The organism is Streptacidiphilus sp. ASG 303, from assembly GCF_020991365.1.
GTDB lineage: Bacteria > Actinomycetota > Actinomycetes > Streptomycetales > Streptomycetaceae > Peterkaempfera.
Map to the genome: position 1 here is coordinate 1 of NZ_JAJLRA010000028.1, position 16834 is coordinate 16834.

The 16834-nt window shown below is 76.5% G+C and carries 18 protein-coding genes; 8 read left to right on the forward strand and 10 right to left on the reverse strand.

The genetic code is table 11. The annotated features are described in order from the left end of the window. Window positions 1-102: 102 nt before the first annotated feature. Together LO771_RS24995 and LO771_RS25000 are read right to left on the reverse strand one after the other, a co-directional pair. Window positions 103-795, reverse strand: a complete 693-nt coding sequence (locus LO771_RS24995; RefSeq protein WP_230746723.1) for a response regulator transcription factor — start codon at window positions 793-795, stop codon at window positions 103-105. Next, window positions 792-2159: a cell wall metabolism sensor histidine kinase WalK gene (locus tag LO771_RS25000; RefSeq protein WP_230746725.1), complete on the reverse strand. Its 1368-nt coding sequence runs from the start codon at window positions 2157-2159 to the stop codon at window positions 792-794. The genes LO771_RS24995 and LO771_RS25000 overlap by 4 nt, the downstream gene beginning before the upstream one ends. Before the next feature lie 350 nt (window positions 2160-2509). Here LO771_RS25000 and phoU point away from each other — a divergent pair, with 350 nt between their 5' ends. Together phoU and LO771_RS25010 are read left to right on the forward strand one after the other, a co-directional pair. After that, the gene (phoU, locus tag LO771_RS25005; RefSeq protein WP_230746727.1) at window positions 2510-3175 is read left to right on the forward strand and encodes a phosphate signaling complex protein PhoU; all 666 of its coding nucleotides are present in this window, start codon (window positions 2510-2512) and stop codon (window positions 3173-3175) included. A 226-nt stretch (window positions 3176-3401) separates the two neighbouring features. Then, window positions 3402-3575, forward strand: coding sequence for a hypothetical protein (locus LO771_RS25010; RefSeq protein ID WP_230746728.1), 174 nt, complete (start codon window positions 3402-3404; stop codon window positions 3573-3575). A 184-nt stretch (window positions 3576-3759) separates the two neighbouring features. On the opposite strand, the gene LO771_RS25015 is transcribed toward LO771_RS25010, so the two are convergent. After that, a complete protein-coding gene (locus tag LO771_RS25015) occupies window positions 3760-4056 on the reverse strand; it encodes a hypothetical protein (protein WP_230746729.1) in 297 nt (98 codons plus the stop codon). A gap of 385 nt (window positions 4057-4441) precedes the next feature. Between LO771_RS25015 and LO771_RS25020 the strand changes: the two genes are divergently transcribed. Together LO771_RS25020 and LO771_RS25025 are read left to right on the forward strand one after the other, a co-directional pair. Then, the gene (locus tag LO771_RS25020) at window positions 4442-4852 is read left to right on the forward strand and encodes a hypothetical protein (RefSeq protein ID WP_230746730.1); all 411 of its coding nucleotides are present in this window, start codon (window positions 4442-4444) and stop codon (window positions 4850-4852) included. Window positions 4853-5123: 271 nt separating this feature from the next. After that, window positions 5124-5450, forward strand: a complete 327-nt coding sequence (locus tag LO771_RS25025; RefSeq protein ID WP_230746732.1) for a carboxymuconolactone decarboxylase family protein — start codon at window positions 5124-5126, stop codon at window positions 5448-5450. A gap of 508 nt (window positions 5451-5958) precedes the next feature. Here LO771_RS25025 and LO771_RS25030 read toward each other — a convergent pair. Further along, complete coding sequence (locus LO771_RS25030) at window positions 5959-6717, reverse strand: phosphoglyceromutase (protein ID WP_230746733.1); 759 nt, start codon at window positions 6715-6717, stop codon at window positions 5959-5961. Window positions 6718-6860: 143 nt separating this feature from the next. On the opposite strand from LO771_RS25030, the gene LO771_RS25035 reads away from it, so the two are divergent. Next, window positions 6861-8225, forward strand: coding sequence for an MFS transporter (locus LO771_RS25035; protein ID WP_230746734.1), 1365 nt, complete (start codon window positions 6861-6863; stop codon window positions 8223-8225). Window positions 8226-8253: 28 nt separating this feature from the next. On the opposite strand, the gene LO771_RS25040 is transcribed toward LO771_RS25035, so the two are convergent. After that, window positions 8254-8793, reverse strand: a complete 540-nt coding sequence (locus LO771_RS25040; protein WP_230746735.1) for a YbjN domain-containing protein — start codon at window positions 8791-8793, stop codon at window positions 8254-8256. Between the two features lie 9 nt (window positions 8794-8802). Beyond that, window positions 8803-10245 (reverse strand): D-inositol-3-phosphate glycosyltransferase, encoded by a 1443-nt coding sequence (gene mshA / locus LO771_RS25045; RefSeq protein ID WP_374228237.1) that lies wholly within the window; start codon window positions 10243-10245, stop codon window positions 8803-8805. Window positions 10246-10597: 352 nt separating this feature from the next. Here mshA and LO771_RS25050 point away from each other — a divergent pair, with 352 nt between their 5' ends. Continuing rightward, entirely contained in the window at window positions 10598-11431 is an 834-nt protein-coding gene (locus LO771_RS25050) for a class I SAM-dependent methyltransferase (RefSeq protein ID WP_230746736.1), read from the forward strand. Between the two features lie 298 nt (window positions 11432-11729). Here the strand turns inward: LO771_RS25050 and LO771_RS25055 are convergent, their stop codons facing one another. Next, window positions 11730-12263 (reverse strand): O-acetyl-ADP-ribose deacetylase, encoded by a 534-nt coding sequence (locus LO771_RS25055; RefSeq protein ID WP_230746737.1) that lies wholly within the window; start codon window positions 12261-12263, stop codon window positions 11730-11732. Between the two features lie 215 nt (window positions 12264-12478). Here LO771_RS25055 and LO771_RS25060 point away from each other — a divergent pair, with 215 nt between their 5' ends. Next, window positions 12479-13855 (forward strand): PP2C family protein-serine/threonine phosphatase, encoded by a 1377-nt coding sequence (locus LO771_RS25060; protein ID WP_230746739.1) that lies wholly within the window; start codon window positions 12479-12481, stop codon window positions 13853-13855. Between the two features lie 245 nt (window positions 13856-14100). Here LO771_RS25060 and LO771_RS25065 read toward each other — a convergent pair whose 3' ends face one another. The 3 genes from LO771_RS25065 to LO771_RS25075 form a co-directional block, all read right to left on the reverse strand. Further along, a complete protein-coding gene (locus tag LO771_RS25065) occupies window positions 14101-14427 on the reverse strand; it encodes a DUF2516 family protein (RefSeq protein WP_230746822.1) in 327 nt (108 codons plus the stop codon). Between the two features lie 184 nt (window positions 14428-14611). Then, the gene (locus tag LO771_RS25070) at window positions 14612-15193 is read right to left on the reverse strand and encodes a hypothetical protein (RefSeq protein ID WP_230746740.1); all 582 of its coding nucleotides are present in this window, start codon (window positions 15191-15193) and stop codon (window positions 14612-14614) included. Window positions 15194-15230: 37 nt separating this feature from the next. Next, complete coding sequence (locus LO771_RS25075; protein ID WP_230746741.1) at window positions 15231-15761, reverse strand: helix-turn-helix domain-containing protein; 531 nt, start codon at window positions 15759-15761, stop codon at window positions 15231-15233. A 194-nt stretch (window positions 15762-15955) separates the two neighbouring features. On the opposite strand from LO771_RS25075, the gene LO771_RS25080 reads away from it, so the two are divergent. After that, window positions 15956-16618 carry a class I SAM-dependent methyltransferase gene (locus LO771_RS25080; RefSeq protein ID WP_230746742.1) on the forward strand — a complete coding sequence of 221 codons (663 nt, stop codon included), beginning with the start codon at window positions 15956-15958 and terminating at the stop codon, window positions 16616-16618. Window positions 16619-16834: the final 216 nt, after the last annotated feature.

Here is a 16834-nt window from a genome sequence, read left to right on the forward strand (position 1 = left end):
GCCCCCGGGAGCAGAGGATGCTCCCGGGGGCGCGGCGTGTGCGGACGGACGGGACCGGCCGGACGGGCGGGACCGGCCCGCGCGGAGAGGGCCGGGGGCCTGTCAGGGCTCGAACTTGTAGCCCAGGCCGCGCACCGTCACGAGGTAGCGGGGGGCGCCCGGGTCCGGCTCGATCTTCGCCCGCAGCCGCTTGACGTGGACGTCCAGCGTCTTGGTGTCGCCCACGTAGTCGGCGCCCCAGACCCGGTCGATCAGCTGCATCCGGGTCAGCACCCGGCCGGCGTTGCGCAGCAGCATCTCCAGCAGGTCGAACTCCTTGAGCGGCAGGTCGACCTTGGCGCCGTCGACCGTCACCACGTGCCGGTCCACGTCCATGCGGACCGGTCCGGCCTCCAGCGCGCCGGGGTCGCCCGCGGCCGCCGGGCCGCCCTCCTCGCCGCGCCGGCGGAGGACGGCCCGGATGCGCGCGACGAGCTCGCGGGTGGAGTACGGCTTGGTGACGTAGTCGTCGGCGCCTATCTCCAGGCCGACGACCTTGTCGATCTCGCTGTCCTTGGCGGTGACCATGATCACCGGGACGCTGGAGCGGACACGCAGCTGGCGGCAGACCTCCGTGCCGGGCAGGCCCGGGAGCATCAGGTCCAGCAGGACGAGGTCGGCGCCGTTGCGCTCGAACTGCTCCAGGGCGTCGGGGCCGGTGGCGGCGACGGCCACCTCGAACCCCTCCTTGCGCAGCATGTACGACAGCGCGTCACTGAACGACTCCTCGTCCTCGACGACGAGCACTCTGGTCACGGAAGGACCTCCGGGGCGGGAAGGGATGCGGATGCGGGCTCCTGATCCGTCCTGGAGCCCTGGGGGCGGGAACGAGTGGTCTCGGGGGCACCGTCGGGCGCGGTGCCGGTGGTGTCCGCGGTGCCGGGGGTGTGCGCGGTGCCGGGGGTGTGCGCGGACCCGGCGGGGGCGTCCGCGGACTCGGCGGGCGGCTCGCCCGCGGGCAGGCGCAGGGTGAAGGTGGAACCCTGCCCCTCCACGCTCCACACCGCGACGGTGCCGCCGTGCGAGGCCGCGACGTGCTTGACGATGGAGAGGCCGAGGCCGGTGCCCCCGGTGGCCCGGGAGCGGGCGGGGTCGACCCGGTAGAAGCGCTCGAAGATGCGCTCGCGGTCCTTCTCGGAGATGCCGATGCCCTGGTCGCTGACGGAGAGCTCCACCAGGACCGTGCCGTCGGCGTAGCCCTTGTCGTCCACGCCCGCGACGGTGCGGGCGGCGATCGCGACCCGGGTGCGGGGGGTGCTGTAGTTGACGGCGTTCTCCACGAGGTTGCCCAGCGCGGCGGCCAGCTGGCCGCGGTTGCCGTGCAGCCACAGGCCGGCGGTGCCGCCGCAGGCCATGGTGATGTGCTTGGCGGCGGCCTGGTGCCGGGAGCGGTCCACGGCCTCGGCGACCAGCTCGTCCACCGACACCGGTTCGGGGTCGGGCAGCTCCTGGTCGTCCTGGACCCGGGAGAGGTCGATGATCTCCTGGACCAGGCTGGTCAGCCGGGTGGACTCGATCTGCATCCGGCCCGCGAAGCGGCGCACCGCCTCCGGGTCGTCGCTGGCGTCCAGCACCGCCTCCGAGAGCAGCGCCAGCGCCCCCACCGGGGTCTTGAGCTCGTGGCTGACGTTGGCGACGAAGTCCCGGCGGACCGCCTCGATCCGGCGCGCCTCGGTGAGGTCCTCCGCCAGGACCAGGACCAGCCGGGACCCGAGCGGCGCGACCCGCACGGAGACCGCGAACGGATCGCCGCCGGGCCGGGTCAGTCCGGGTTTCGGCAGGTCGAGGTCGACCTGGCGGATCTCCCCGTCCCGGCGGGTGGTGCGGGCCAGCTGGAGGATCTCGTCGACCGCCAGGCGGCCGCCGCGCACCAGGCCCATCGCGTAGGCGGAGGAGGACGCCTTGACGACGTCGTCCCCCTCGCCGAGCACGATGGCGCAGGAGCGGAGCACCGAGAGCACGGTGTCCACCCCCGACGGCAGGGGCGAGTCGTACGGGGGCGCACCGGCCCGGCTGCGCGCCTGCTCACGCTCGCTCCACCGGAAGGCGAGCGAGGCCGTGAGGCCGACGCCGAGCCCGGCGATGGCGCAGGCGGCGGCGGCGGCCACGTTCACGTCCATGCCGCCAGCGTAAGCGCACGGCGCTGACCTGCCCCAAGGCCGGGACGCGCCGATCCGCGACTGGTTGCCGAGAATTCACCTCCCCGTGGCGGGTGGTTCACTCCGTGACCGGTGGGGGGTCGCCCGGACGGAGCACTGTGGGCAGCACCCGCCTCCGCAAGGCCGCAGGCGGGGGGACGCCGGCCTCGGTCCGGCGGCCCGCCGACGGCTCGGCACCGCGCCGCCGGCGGCATCCGCGGCCGCCCGACGGGCACGCGGGCACCCGTCCGTCCACGGGACGGCACCCACCACTGCGACACGACTGCTCCGCCCGCCCCCGACGCGCGGGGGCGGCGGCCGGGAGGACGACAATGCGCGACGCGTACCACGAGGAGCTCGACTCGATCGGCGACGGCCTCGTCGAGATGGCCCGCCTGGTCGGCTCCGCCATGGGGCGGGCCACCACGGCACTGCTCGACGCGGACCTGGCGCTCGCGGAGAGCGTGATCGCCGCCGACGAGAAGGTGGACGCCCTCCACCACGGGCTGGAGAACCGGGCCATCGACCTGCTGGCCCGGCAGCAGCCGGTCGCCACCGACCTGCGGATCGTGGTCACCTCGCTGCGGATGAGCGCCGACCTGGAGCGCGCCGGCGACCTGGCCCGCCACGTCGCCAAGCTCGCCCGGCTGCGCTACCCGGCGTCCGCCGTCCCCACCGACCTGCACAGCATCGTGCTGGAGATGGGACAGCTGGCGCAGCGTCTCGTCGCCAAGGCGGGCCTGGTCATCTCCACCAAGGACGTCGACGCCGCGCTGGAGCTGGAGCGCGACGACGACGAGATGGACCAGCTGCACCGGGAGCTCTTCGCCCACCTGCTGGACGACCGCTGGCAGCACGGGATCGAGACCGCGGTGGACGTCACCCTCTGCGGGCGCTACTACGAGCGGTTCGCCGACCACGCCGTGTCGGTCGCCAAGCGCGTGGTGTTCCTGGTGACCGGTGAGCACGCGGACGAGTTCGTGCCCGAGGGCCGCTGACGCACGCCGGGGGTGCGCCGCGAGCGGGGGCCGGCCCGGACCGGCCCGGGCTCGCGGCGCCCCCGGGCCCGGAGCATCCCCGGCCCGGGGTCCAAACCCCGCAGCGGGGGGCGGCGGGTGCACGGGCGCCGCACGAGGCCACGACCATGCGCCCGTTGACGCTCCGTCGAGCGCGCGGATTCAATGGGTGACCAGGCACGGCCTCACGAGGAGGGTCCGCAGCGTCATGAAGGAAGCCCCCACCCAGCCCACCGCCACCGACGCCACACCGCTCGAACCGCCGGCATCCCACCGCTCCGGCATCCCGCTCCCCGTCGTCGCCGCGTGCGGCTGCGGGTCGGGCTGCACCTGCGGCTGCAAGTCGGGCGGCAGCTGCCGCTGCGGCGGGGGCTGCGGCTGACCCGCGCCCCCGGTCCCACGGCGCCGCAGGCCCGGCCCCCCGGCGGGGGCCGGGCCTGCGGCGCCGGCCGTTCCGCGCCGTCCCCTTCTTCCCGGACGGTGTGCGGCTGACGGCTGACGGCTGACGGATTCAGGGCGGTACCGGGGCTGGACCTCGCCCGGGGACGGCCCTGCGGGCCGTGCGCTCAGGACCGGCCGGGCCGGTGCGCGTACTGCGCCCACGCCATGAGGGCGGTTCCGCACAGGGCCGTGCCCACTCCCCCGAGAATGGCGGGGGGCGAGCCGGCGAAGCCGGTGTGCGCGAGGACGTTCATGGCCGTGATGCCGAGCCCGAGGAGCAGGTACCCGGCTCCCCAGATCCGCGGCGACACGACATGCCCCCTCAGCCAGGGGACCATCCACTCGCGGAACAGCGCGGGAGCGGCAACCGGCAGCACGATGATCCAGAGGGCCGCGACGACGGCCCAGTCGAAAGCGTCCATGACGAACGCATCCCCCTCCGGGACGAGGCGCGGTTCCGAACCGCGCCTCGGCGATCATGCCACCGGGTCACGGCCGGGGGAACACCGGCCTCCCTGCGCGTCCGCGCGGCCGGGCAGGGAGGGTGATCAGAGGAGGTCCCCCGGAGCCCGCCGCGCCGTGGCCCCCTCCGGGTGGGCCCCTCCGGTTCGGACCCCACCCCCTCCCCGGCACGGTCCCGGAACCGTCGTGACGGGCGACCGTCACCGCGGGCCCGGATCCCGCACCCCGGAGCGCCGCCGCCCCGGGTTGCCGGGCGATCTTGCCTTCCGGCATAGTCCTGGGCCAATGATCGCGGGGCTCTGCTTCGTCGTGTCCACGACGATCCCTCGCGGTCGGGGGAGAAGCATGTCCACGTTCAAGCGCATAGCAGTGACGGCCGCGGCCACCGTGGCACTGACGATCGGTGCGGCGAACACCGCGTCCGCGTTCGAGATCAACGACTCCGCCGCGTCCGACCCCGACAGCTGCGGCATCGTCGGCTGGTCCAACTACGGCGACATCTTCCGCTTCATGGACCTGTGCCATGACTACCGCGGCGTCCGCGTGCAGTACACCACGCCGACCCTGGGCCAGCCGAGCACCAGCGACGGCAAGCACACCCACGACTACACCGGCGGATACACCGGCTACACCTACTCCGGCGAGTACAACCTGGACTTCGCCGAGGGCGCCTGTTTCTACTTCCGGGCGGGCCTGGAGGACAACGGCACCTACGTCTCCGGCACCTACGGTCCCTGGCAGCTCGCCTGCGCCTGACCGGATCCGGGCGCTGCGGGGGACGCGGCCGCGTCCCCCGCAGCGCCCGGCCCGGTCCGGGGGGCCGTCGCCGGCCGGCCCCGGGCGCCGTCGGGCGGCCCCGGACGGCCCGGACGACGGGCCGGTCCGGCGGCGTGCCCGGACGGCTCCCTCGACGGGCGGTCCGCGGGGAAGGGACTTACGGTCGAGCGGTGGGCGCCGTATCAGAGGGGGCCCATGCATTCCGGCACACGCCGGTTCCCCTTCCGACACCAGCAGGAGACGACCTGTTATGGCCACAGCATCCGAAACCCCGGTCCTGGACACCCTCGCCGCGATGACGGTCGACTCGGTCGAGCGGTGCAGGCTGGCCCCGGAGACGTTCATGCTCACCCGCATCGCGGCCCTCGCCGCCTCGGACGCCCCGCCGATCTCCTACATCGCCCACATCAACCCCGCCATCCAGGCCGGCCTGACCGCCGAGCAGCTGCAGGACGTCCTCGTCGCCATCGCTCCCGTCGTGGGCACGGCCCGCGTCATGACGGCGGCAGGGAACATCGCCAAGGCGCTCGGCATCACGATCGCCGTGGCCGACACCGAGGCCCAGCGCCAGGTGTAGGGACCCCACCGGAACCCGGCGGCCGCGACCGCCCACGGGTTCGGGGTCGTTCCGGTGTCCTGACCGGGACGCCGCGCCGCAGAGCGCGAACCGCACCCCGACGGTCCACGGCCCTCCGGAGGCCGGCCGGGGACCGTCGTGCACCGGTCGGCCCGGCCGCCGCGCACCACCGGCCCACGTCGACGGCCGGGGCCGTCCCCGCCCGGGAGCGGCGGCACCGGACGTGCTCACGCCCCCGCAGGACCGCCGCCCTGCGCCCTCGAGGTCTGCCGGTCCCGCTCATCGGGACGGACCGCGGCGCGGCCGCCCGCCGGGCCCGCGTTCCCACCAGGACCGACGTCGCCCCGGTCCCCCGGTCGTCCTCGACGTCCGTGTCCGCCGGCGTCGCCGACGCGCCTGACCGGCGGCCCGACCGGGCGGCCGACGGCCCGGGGACGGCCCCACCCGCACCGAGAGGCCCCCTGCCCGCGGAGGAACCGCGGACAGGGGGCCTCCTGCGGCCGGGGACCTACTTCTTGCCCTGGTTCTTCACGGCCTCGATGGCGGCCGCGGCGGCCTCCGGGTCGAGGTAGCGGCCGCCCGGGGTGAGCGGCTTGAAGTCGGCGTCGAGCTCGTAGACGAGCGGGATGCCGGTGGGGATGTTGAGGCCGGCGATGGCCTCGTCGGAGATGCCGTCGAGGTGCTTCACCAGGGCGCGCAGGCTGTTGCCGTGGGCGGTGACCAGGACGGTGCGGCCGGCCGCGAGGTCGGGCACGATCGCGTCGTACCAGTACGGCAGCATGCGGTGGACGACGTCCTTGAGGCACTCGGTGCGCGGCCGGACCTCGCTGGGGATCTCGGCGTAGCGGGGGTCGGCCGCCTGGGACCACTCGGCGTCGTCGGCGAGGACCGGCGGCGGGGTGTCGTAGGACCGGCGCCAGAGCTGGAACTGCTCCTCGCCGAACTCGGCGAGGGTCTGGGCCTTGTCCTTGCCCTGCAGGGCGCCGTAGTGCCGCTCGTTCAGACGCCAGCTGCGGCGGACCGGGATCCAGTGCCGGTCGGCCTTGTCGAGGGCGATCTGGGCGGTGCGGATCGCGCGGCGCAGCAGCGAGGTGTGCAGCACGTCGGGGAGCAGGCCCTCGGCGGCGAGCAGCTCGCCGCCGCGCGCGGCCTCCTTCTCGCCCTTCCCGTTGAGGTCGACGTCGACCCAGCCGGTGAAGAGGTTCCTCTGGTTCCACTCGCTCTCGCCGTGGCGGAGCAGCACGAGGCGGTACGGGGAGTCAGCCATGGTCACAGCCTAGTCGAGGGATATGGGGTGGCACGGGGCCAGGGCCGGTCGGTAATCTTCGCATACGGCATACACCACTTACACGCCACCCGGTGGCGCGGTCCGCCGTGCCCGCCGTCCCCCGTACCGCCCAGGAGCCGCCCGTGTCCGCACCCTCCGCCCCCGGCGCCCTGCGCCGCGCCGTCGCCGAGACGGCCGGGGGCCTGCCCGGCAGCTTCTGGTGGCTGTGGACGAGCACGCTGGTGAACCGGCTCGGCGGCTTCGTCGTCACCTTCCTCGCCCTCTACCTCACGGCCGGCCGGGGCTACTCCGCGACCTTCGCCGGGCTGGTCGCCTCGCTGTACGGGCTGGGCTGTGCGGTGGCCGCGGTCGTCGGCGGGGTGCTCGCCGACCGGGTCGGCCGCCGCCCGACGCTGCTGGGCGCGCAGCTGGGCACCGCCGTCTGCACCGTGCTGCTGGGCCTGGCCGAGGGACGGGCGGAGATCGCGGTGGCGGCCCTGCTGCTGGGCCTGACCAGCAACGCCTCCCGGCCCGCGACCTCGGCGATCATGGCGGACCTGGTGCCGCCGCAGGACCGGGTGCGGGCGTTCTCGCTCAACTACTGGGCGATCAACATCGGCTTCGGGGTCTCGGCGGCGGTCGCCGGCCTGGTGGCCGCCCACGGCTACCTGCTCCTCTTCCTGGGGGACGCGGCGGCCACGCTGCTCTGCGCGCTGGTGGTGTTCGCCAAGGTGCCCGAGACGCGGCCCCGCGCAGGGGCGGCCCCCGCCGCGGCGGCCGGCGGCCCCGGGCCGGGGAACGGCACCGGCCTGGGCCGGGTGCTCGCCGACGGGCCGTTCATGGCGCTGGTGGGTCTGACGTTCCTCGTCGCCCTGGTCGCCCAGCAGGGCTCCACGACGCTGGCGGTGGACATGGGCGCCGCGGGGCTGTCGTCCACGCAGTACGGGCTGGTGATCGGGCTCAACGGGCTGCTGATCGTGCTGCTGCAGATCCCGGTGACGCGGCTGGTCGAGGGGCGCAGCCGTGCGGCGCTGCTGGTCGTCGGGGCACTGCTGACGGGCTGGGGGTTCGGGCTGACGGCCTTCGCCCACGGGGCGGCGGCCTACGCGCTGACGGTGGCGGTGTGGACGGTCGGCGAGATCGTCCAGGCACCGACCAGCATGGCGCTGGTGGCGGAGATGTCCCCGGCGGAGGCGCGCGGCCGGTACCAGGGCGTGTACTCGCTCTCCTGGTCGGCGGCGTCCTTCGCGGCCCCCGCGGCGGGCGGGTTCCTGCTCGACCGGGCGGGCGGCGGCGCGGTGTGGGGGGCGTGCGCGGTCCTGGGGACGGCGGCCGCGGCGGGCTATGCGCTGCTGGTGCGCGGCCGCCGGGCGCAGGACCCGGGGCCGGTCCCGCAGCCCGTGCGGCCCGTGCGGGAGGTGCAGGAAGCGCCGGGGGCGGCACCGGCCGTCGCCGGGGAGGCCGCGGCAGCCGGCGCGGCCGCGGCAGCCGGTACGGCGGTGGGCTGAGCCGGGGCCCGGGCGGCGGCCGCGGGCGTCAGCCCCGGTCCGCGTCCGGGGCGTCGCCCGGCGCCGCCGAGGGCCCGGCGAGGTGGGTGAACGCCTCCAGGTTGCGGGTGGACTCGCCCCGCTTGGTGCGCCACTCCCACTCGCGCCGTATGGCAGAGGCGAAACCCAGCTCCAGCAGGGTGTTGAAGGGCTCGTCGGCGCTCTCCAGCACGGTGCCGAGCAGCCGGTCGACCTCCTCGGGGGTGACGGCCGCCAACGGCAGGCGTCCGACCAGGTAGACGTCCCCGAGGCGGTCGACCGCGTAGGCGACCCCGTACAGGCGGGTGTTGCGCTCCAGCAGCCAGCGGTAGACCGCCTCGTGGTTCTCGTCGGGGCGGCGCAGCACGAAGGCGTTGACGGAGAGGGTGTGGTCGCCGACCCGCAGGGCGCACGTGGTGGAGAGCTTGCGGGTGCCGGGGAGCTTGGCGACCAGGGTGCGCGGGTCGGAGGGGCTGGGCTCCCACTCCACCCCCGCCTCGTCGAGGGCGGTGCGGAGGGTGTCCAGGGCGGTGTCGCTGCTGGTGGCCATGGGGCGACGCTACCGCGCCCGGTCCCGGCGGAGCCGAGAGGGCGCGCGGCCCGGTTCGAGAGCGCGTCGGCCCATCGCGTCCGCGTACGCCTCGGCGGTGGCCTCGGCCGAGGCGCCCCAGCCGAAGCCGGCGGCGTGGCGGGCCGCGGCGGCGCCGAGGCGGTCGCCCAGGCCGGGGTCGTCGAGGAAGCGCCGCAGGGTGCGGGCCCAGTCGCGCGGGTCGTGGCCGTCGACGAGGAAGCCGGTGCGGCCGTCGCGGACCGCCACCGGGAGGCCGCCGACGGCGGCCGCGACCACGGGGGTGCCGCAGGCCTGGGCCTCCAGGGCGACCAGGCCGAACGACTCGCTGTGGGAGGGCATCACCAGGGCGGTGGCGGCGCGGTACCACTCGACCAGGTCGGCCTGGCCCACCGGCGGCTGGAAGCGGACGACGTCGCCGATGCCGAGCTGGGCGGCGAGCTTGTGGAGGCTCTCGGGGCGGGCCAGTCCGGTGCCGCTGGGGCCGCCGACCACCGGGACGACGAGGCGGTCGCGCAGGGAGGGGTCCTGCTCCAGCAGGACGCCGACGGCGCGGAGCAGCACGTCGGGGGCCTTGAGCGGCTGTATTCGGCCGGCGAAGAGGAGCACGGCGGCCCCGTCGGGCAGGCCGAGGCGGGCGCGGGCGGCGGCGCGTCCGGCCCGGACGGCCGCCCCGACGGCGTCCGGGCTGCCGCGGCCCTGGTCGCGCGGGCCCGCGGGGCGGAACACCTCCAGGTTGACGCCCGGGTGGACGACGGCGATCCGGTCGGGGGACGCGTCGTAGTGCAGGGCCAGCTCGGCGGCCTCGTCGGCGGTGTTGGCGATCAGCCGGTCGGCCGCGGCGACGACCTGCGTCTCGCCGATCACCCGGGCCGGGGGCTCGGGGGTGTCGCCCTCGGCGAGCGCGGCGTTCTTGACCTTGGCCATGGTGTGCATGGTGTGGACGAGGGGGACGCCCCACCGGTCCGCTGCCAGCCACCCCACCTGGCCGGAGAGCCAGTAGTGGGAGTGGACGAGGTCGTAGTGGCCCGGCCGCTGCACGGCCTCGGCGCGCAGCACGCCGTGGGTGAAGGCGCACAGCTGGGCGGGCAGGTCCTCCTTGACCAGGCCCTCGTAGGGGCCGGCGGTGACGTGGCGGACCAGCACGCCGGGCGCGAGCTCCACGGTGGGCGGCAGGTCGGAGGAGGTGCTGCGGGTGAAGACCTCGACCTCGACGCCGAGGGCGGCGAGGCGGCGGGAGAGCTCGACGATGTAGACGTTCATGCCGCCCGCGTCGCCGGTGCCGGGCTGGTGCAGGGGCGAGGTGTGGACGCTGAGCATCGCCACGCGGCGGGGCCGCCGGGCGCGCCGGGCGGCGGCGAGCCCCTGGAAGGGGTGGAGAAGGGCCCGCTGGTGCTGAGCGCGCCGTACCGGCCGCGCAGGGGGCTGGCTCACCCGATGTCCTCCTGCTCTCTCCCCGACCGTGCTTCCCTGCCACCGGTGCCGCGCCTCCCGGGGGCGAAGGCGGCGCGTCCAACCGTGTAGCAACCACGGGGGCGGCCCACCGGATTCCCCGTGACCGAAACGTGATCCGGAGGAGGTGCCCGCCGCCCGGCTCCGGCGCCCTCCCCGCACCCCGCGCGGGACCGCGCCGCGACGCGCCCGGGCACGGCGGACGGCGGCGGACGGGCCCCGCCCGGGAACCCCCGTCCGGGAAGCCCAGTCCGGGAAGCCCTGACTGGGCTCCCGGACGGCGGGGGGAGGAGGAGGTGCGGGAGGGGTGCGGACGCGCCGTACGCTGCACACCATGGCTCCCACCTCCCCCGACGGCACCCCGCGGGGCGGCCGCGGCCGGGCGGCGCGCCCGGTCGGCACGGTGACCCGTGGCACCACCAACCCCAACCGGCTGCGGCGCATGGACCGCTGGATCGCCGCGGCGCTGGGGCCGTCCCTGCGGCGCGCCGCCGCGCCGCCGACCGCGGTGGACCTGGGCTACGGGGCGGCGCCGTGGACGGCGGTGGAGCTCCACGCCCGGCTGGCGGCGGTGCGGCCGGACGTCAGGGTGGTGGGGATCGAGATCGAGCCGGACCGGGTGGCGGCGGCCCTCCCCCACGCCCGTCCGCCGGGGCTCACCTTCCGGCGGGGCGGCTTCGAGGTGCCGCTGGACGGCGGCGGGTCGCCGCTGCTGGTACGGGCCGCCAACGTGCTGCGGCAGTACGGGGAGGCGGAGGTCGCCGCCGTGTGGGAGCGGCTGTGCGGGCGGCTGGCCCCCGGCGGCCTGCTGGTGGAGGGGACCTGCGACGAGGTGGGGCGCCGGCACGTGTGGGTGGCGCTGGGGCCGGAGGGGCCGCGGACGGTGACCTTCGCGGCCCGGCTGGCCGGGCTGGAGCGGCCGGGGGAGCTCGCGGAGCGGCTGCCGAAGGCGCTCATCCACCGCAACGTGCCGGGCGAGCCGGTGCACGCCTTCCTGGGGGACTTCGACCGGGCGTGGGCGGCGGCGGCGCCGTACGCGGCGTTCGGGGCGCGGCAGCGGTGGGCGGCGGCCTGCGCCGCGCTGGCCGGGAGCTGGCCGCTGGCCGGGCCGCGCAGCCGGTGGCGGCTGGGCGAGGTGACGGTGGAGTGGGCGGCGGTCGCGCCCTGAGGCACGGGGGCGGCCGGGGCCGCCGGACGGGAGGGGGCGCGCCGCGGCCGGGTGCCGCGATTCACTCGAACGAGTTATCGATTGATACTGGCGTGTTGACGCCCCGACAGGTCACGATGGGAACATGCGCACGACCCCCAGGGACCCCCCGCGTGCCCCTGACGCCCGATCAGCCACCGGGCCCCGGAAGCCCCGCACGCACCCCTCACCGCTCCCACCGCCCGCCGGACGCCCCGCCGGGCGGTCCGGGCCCCCGCAGCACCCGGCCCTCCCCGGGCGCAGCGGCTCCGCGCAGCCGCTACGCCTCCCCCGACTCCCCGAGCCCCCGCCACACCTGCTCGAACACCTCGAAGGCCGGCCGGTCGAAGAGCACGAACCGCGCCTCCGCCACCGCGGCGCCCGCGCCCGCCACCGCGGTCAGCGCGATCCTCGCGGCATCGGCCATCGGCCATCCGTAGACACCCGTCGAGACCGCCGGGAAGGCGACGGTCCGCGCCCCCAGCCCGTCCGCCACCCGCAGGGACTCGCGATAGCAGGAGGCCAGCAGCGCCGAGCCGTCGGCGTCGGCGCGGTGGACCGGGCCGACGGTGTGGATCACCCAGCGGGCCGGCAGCCGCCCCGCGGTGGTGGCCACCGCCCGGCCGACGGGCAGCCCGCCCCCGTAGTGGGAGGCCCGCAGGCGGCGGCACTCCGCCAGGATCTCCGGCCCGCCGCGGCGGTGCACGGCGCCGTCCACCCCGCCGCCGCCGAGCAGCGAGGAGTTGGCCGCGTTCACCAGCGCGTCCACCTCCTGCAGGGTGATGTCACCCTGCACCAGCGTGATCCGCGTCACGGGACACCCCTTCCGTCGTCCTGCTCCCCGCCCCCCGACCAGGCTATCCGCACCGGCGAGGAGGGTCCGGGCCGCCGGACGGGCCCGCCCGGCCCCGGGGCGGGCCCGGACGAGATCACGTTAAGGTCACGGGAAGATTCGCGGTGGGCGGTGCCCCACGGGCACCGCCCACCGCTCCCGGCCGCCGCCCGGCCGGGGACAGAGAGGACCGACTGATGCCCGCAACCGGAGACGAGCGGGACCGCCCCGCCGCGCCCCCGGCCGGCGCCCGCACCACCGGGGCCGACGCCGCCACGGCGGTCGGCCGCCCCCCGACCCGGCCCCGTCCCCGCGACCGCGGGACGGAGGCGCCGGCCCCCGCACCCATACCCCGGCCCCGCCACGGCTCGGCCTCGGACGCGGCCGCTCCCGCCCCCATCGGCCTGCTCGTGGTCGAGGACGACGCGGGCGACGCCCGCCTCATCGAGGAACTGCTCGGCGGCACCGGGCAGCCCTTCCAGCTGCGGTGGGCCCGCGGCCTGGAGCAGGCCGGGCGGCAGCTCGCCGGGTCCGGCGGCGCCATCGCGTGCGTGCTGCTCGACCTCGCCGTCCCGGACGCCCGGGGGCTCGCCGGCCTGCGCACCCTCCTGCGGCGCGCCCCGCACACCGCCGTCCTCGTCCTCACCGGGGCCGCCGACGCCCACCTCGGCGCCGCCGCGGTCGCCGCGGGCGCGCAGGACTTCCTGGTGAAGCACGAGACGGACGGTCCGCTGCTCGCCCGGGCGATCCGGTACGCGGTGGAGCGCAAGCGGGCCGACGAGTCGCAGCGGCGGCTGGTCGAGGCGGAGCTGCGCGGCCAGGAGAACGCCCGGCTGCAGCGCCACCTGCTGCCCACGCCGCTGCTGGACGGGTCCGGACTGGCCTTCCACCGCCGGTACCGGCCCGGCCGGCGCCGGGCCCTGCTCGGCGGCGACTTCTACGACGCGGTCCGCACCGCCGACGGGGCGGTCCACGTGGTGATCGGGGACGTCTGCGGGCACGGACCGGACGAGGCCGCGCTCGGCGTCGCGCTGCGCATAGCGTGGCGCACCCTGGTCTTCGCCGGCCTCACCGGCGAGGCCCTGCTCTCCACCCTCCAGCGGGTGCTGGAGCACGAGCGGCGCAGCGACGAGATCTTCGCCACCCTCTGCATGCTGGCGATCGCCCCCGGCGGCGATCACGCCGAACTGCACCTCGCGGGCCACCCCGCGCCGGTCCTGCTGCGGCCGGACACCGCGCCCGAGCTGCTGCCGGCCGACGAACCCGGTCCGGCGCTGGGGCTGGTGCCGGCCGGGAGCGGCCTGGACCGCTGGCCCGCGGTCCGGGTGGAGCTGGGCGCGGAGTGGGGGCTGCTGCTCTACACCGACGGCCTGGTCGAGGGCCGGGTCGGGGCCGGATCGCGGCGGCTCGGACAGGACGGGCTGCTGGACCTGGTCGCCGACCACCGGGCCGCGGGCGCGGCCCACCAGCAGCTGATCGACTCGGCGATCTCCGAGGTCGAGGAGCTCAACGGCGGCGCGCTCACCGACGACGTGGCCGTGCTGCTGCTGGAGCGCGGCCCCGCGGGCGGCTGATCCGCGGCGCGTGGGGCCGGAGCGCGGACACCCCGGGCGCGGACGCCCCGGGCGCGCACGCACCGGACGCGCACGCACCGGACGCGGGCGCCCGGGGCGCGGATGGCCCGGGTCCGCGCCGTCCGGATCGGGGGACGGACCGGCGGGCCCCGGCGCGGCCGCCGACCGGGCGCACCTGGAGCAGGAACGCCTGCGGCCCGGTCCCCCGCGAGGGGGGCCGGGCCGCAGGCGGGGCCGGATCCGGGTCACCAGGGCCCGTACGGGCCGGCGTTCCTCCGGTTGCCGCCGCTGCCGCCGCCGGACACCGCCCGCACGGCCGGCCGCACGTCGACCATGTAGACGATCGCGGCGACCAGGCCGGCCAGGACGAAGATGCCGAAGACGCTGTTGGTGAAGAGCAGGTCGAGGACGACCGCGAGGCCCAGGACGAGCAGCCAGAAGGGCTTCGTCTTCTTGTCGGCCGCCGGGTAGGCGTCCTCACGGCGGACGGCCGCGTCGGCCAGTGCGACGATCTTGAAGACGATGACGCCCGTGACCAGCCACCACATGGGGTTGAGCCAGTCCAGGGACATGACGGTCAGGACTCCGGCTCCCACCGCGGCCTCCTCCGGTCCGAACTTCGGGTCTCCATCGTGGCACGGGCCCGGCCCGTCACGTGGTGAACGGACCGGGCCCGCGCCGGGTGCCCGTCCCGGCCGGCCCGCGGGCAGGTCCACGCGGACCGGCCCCGGGCCGGCGGGCGGACCGGCCGGCGGATCAGCCGGCGGACGGCTTGGAGGACGCCGGCTTGCGGGCCGCCCTCGGCTTGGCGGCGGACTTCGCGGCCGGGCCGTCCTCCGGGGCCACGGCCCCGGCCACGCCGTCCGCCACGTCGGCGGCCTTCACCACGGCCTCGTCGACGACGGAGGAGGCCTTGGACTCGAAGGTCGCGCCCTTCTCCTCGATCTGCTTCGCCGTCTCGCGGCGGCCCCGGTCGACGACGACCTTGCCGCGCTCGGCCAGCTCGTCGTAGACCTCCTTGGCCTTGACGGCCAGCTCGGCCGCCCGGCCCACCTGCTGCAGGGCGAAGCCCTGGGCGCGCTCCTGCAGCACCTTGAAGTCGGTGGGCAGGGTGGTCACGGTCTCGGTGACCTTCGTCTGGGCCTCGGCCAGCCGGGTCTGGGCCTCCTGCAGCCGGGCCGCTGCCCTCTCCTGGGCGGCCTTGCGGTCCGCGGTGATCTCCTCGACCTTCCCGGGGACCTCGCGCAGCTTCTCGTAGGCGAGGTCGCCGGCGCCGGCGAGGGCGTACAGGGGGGTCGGGTCGGTCAGGGTCTTCTTGAGGTCGTCGGTGATCGGCATGAGGGGTCCTCCCCTGGTGTCTTGTGCGGACGACCGGTCAGTCGCCCGTGGTCTGCGCGGGCCCGCCGGGGCCCGGGTCCTGCTGCTGTCCGCGCCGCGGACGGTCCGCGCCGCCCCCGGCGGTCGCGGCGGCCCGCAGCCGCGCGGCTCCGGCGCCGACGGCCCTGGCCGTCGCCACCGCCGTCTCCACCGCTCCGGCGCCCGCCGACCCGTCCGGCGCCTCGGCGGCGTTCTCCTTGAGGAACGAGTCGTATATCGCGAGCAGGACCTGCTTCTGACGCTCGTTCACCAGCGGGTCGGCCAGGATCGCCGCCCGCAGCTCCAGCCCCGCCTCCTGACGCTCGTCGAGGATGCCGGCCTGGACGTACAGGGTCTCCGCCGAGATCCGCAGCGCCCTGGCGATCTGCTGCAGGATCTCCGCGCTCGGCTTGCGCAGCCCGCGCTCGATCTGGCTGAGGTACGGGTTGGACACGCCTGCGGCCTCGGCGAGCTGACGCAGCGAGTACTGGGCGTTCCTCCGCTGCTCGCGGATGTACTCGCCGAGGGAGCCGACGTTCAGTGAGGCCATGACTCCACCATGCACCCGGCTGCTAACTTTTGCAAGCACGATGCTTGCAACTGTGTCGCACCCCACTGCACCGTTCCGGCGGGGCCGCCCGCTCCGGCGGGGCTGCCGGGGCGGCCAGTTCCGGCGGGACTGTCGGGGTTGCCGGGCCGCCCGCTCCGGCGGGGCTGTCAGGGCGACGGCCTACCGTCCCGGCCATGACCGAAGCGAGCCATCTGGGCACCGTCCGCACGGCCTACGACACCGTCGCCGCCGACTACGCCGACCTGCTGCGCACCGAACTGGACACCAAGCCGCTGGACCGGGCGATGCTGGCCGCCTTCGCGGAACTCGTGCAGGCGTCCGGCGGCGGGCCGGTCGCCGACCTCGGCTGCGGCCCCGGCCGCGTGACGGCGCACCTGCGCGCCCTCGGCGTGGACCCCTTCGGCGTCGACCTGTCGCCGGAGATGGTCGCCGTGGCCCGGCGCGAGCACCCCGGCCTGCGGTTCGAGGTGGGGTCCATGACCGCCCTGGACCTGCCGGACGGCTCGCTCCGCGGTGCCGTGGCCTGGTACTCGACCGTCCACACGCCGCCGGAGGTGCTGCCGGGGGTGTTCGCGGAGATCCACCGGGTGCTGGCGCCGGGCGGCCTGCTGCTGCTCGCCTTCAAGGCCGGGGACCAGGTCCGGCACCTGGAGCGGGGGTACGGGCACGAGCTGTCGCTCGACGTGTACTGGCTGCCCCCCGACCGCGTCGCCGGACTGGCGGAGCGGGCCGGGCTCGCCGTCGAGGCACGGCTGGTCCGCGAGCCCGACGCGCAGGAGCGTCCCCGCTCGGGGCAGCAGGCCTTCCTCCTGGCCCGCAGGCCGGAGCAGCCGTAGGCGTCCGGGGCGGGGCTCCCCCGCCACCGCCCCGGACGCGGGCCGGTCCCGTGCGGCGCCGGCCCGGACCTACGGCGGCGCGGCAGCGGGCGCACGGGTGTGCGGCGGCCCCTCCCCGCCCGGGGGGGGGGCCGCCCCCCCCCCCCGGGCCGGGGGCCGGCCGCCGGCGCGGGGGGGGCGGCCCCCCCCCCCCCCCGCCCCCCCCCCCCCCCCCCC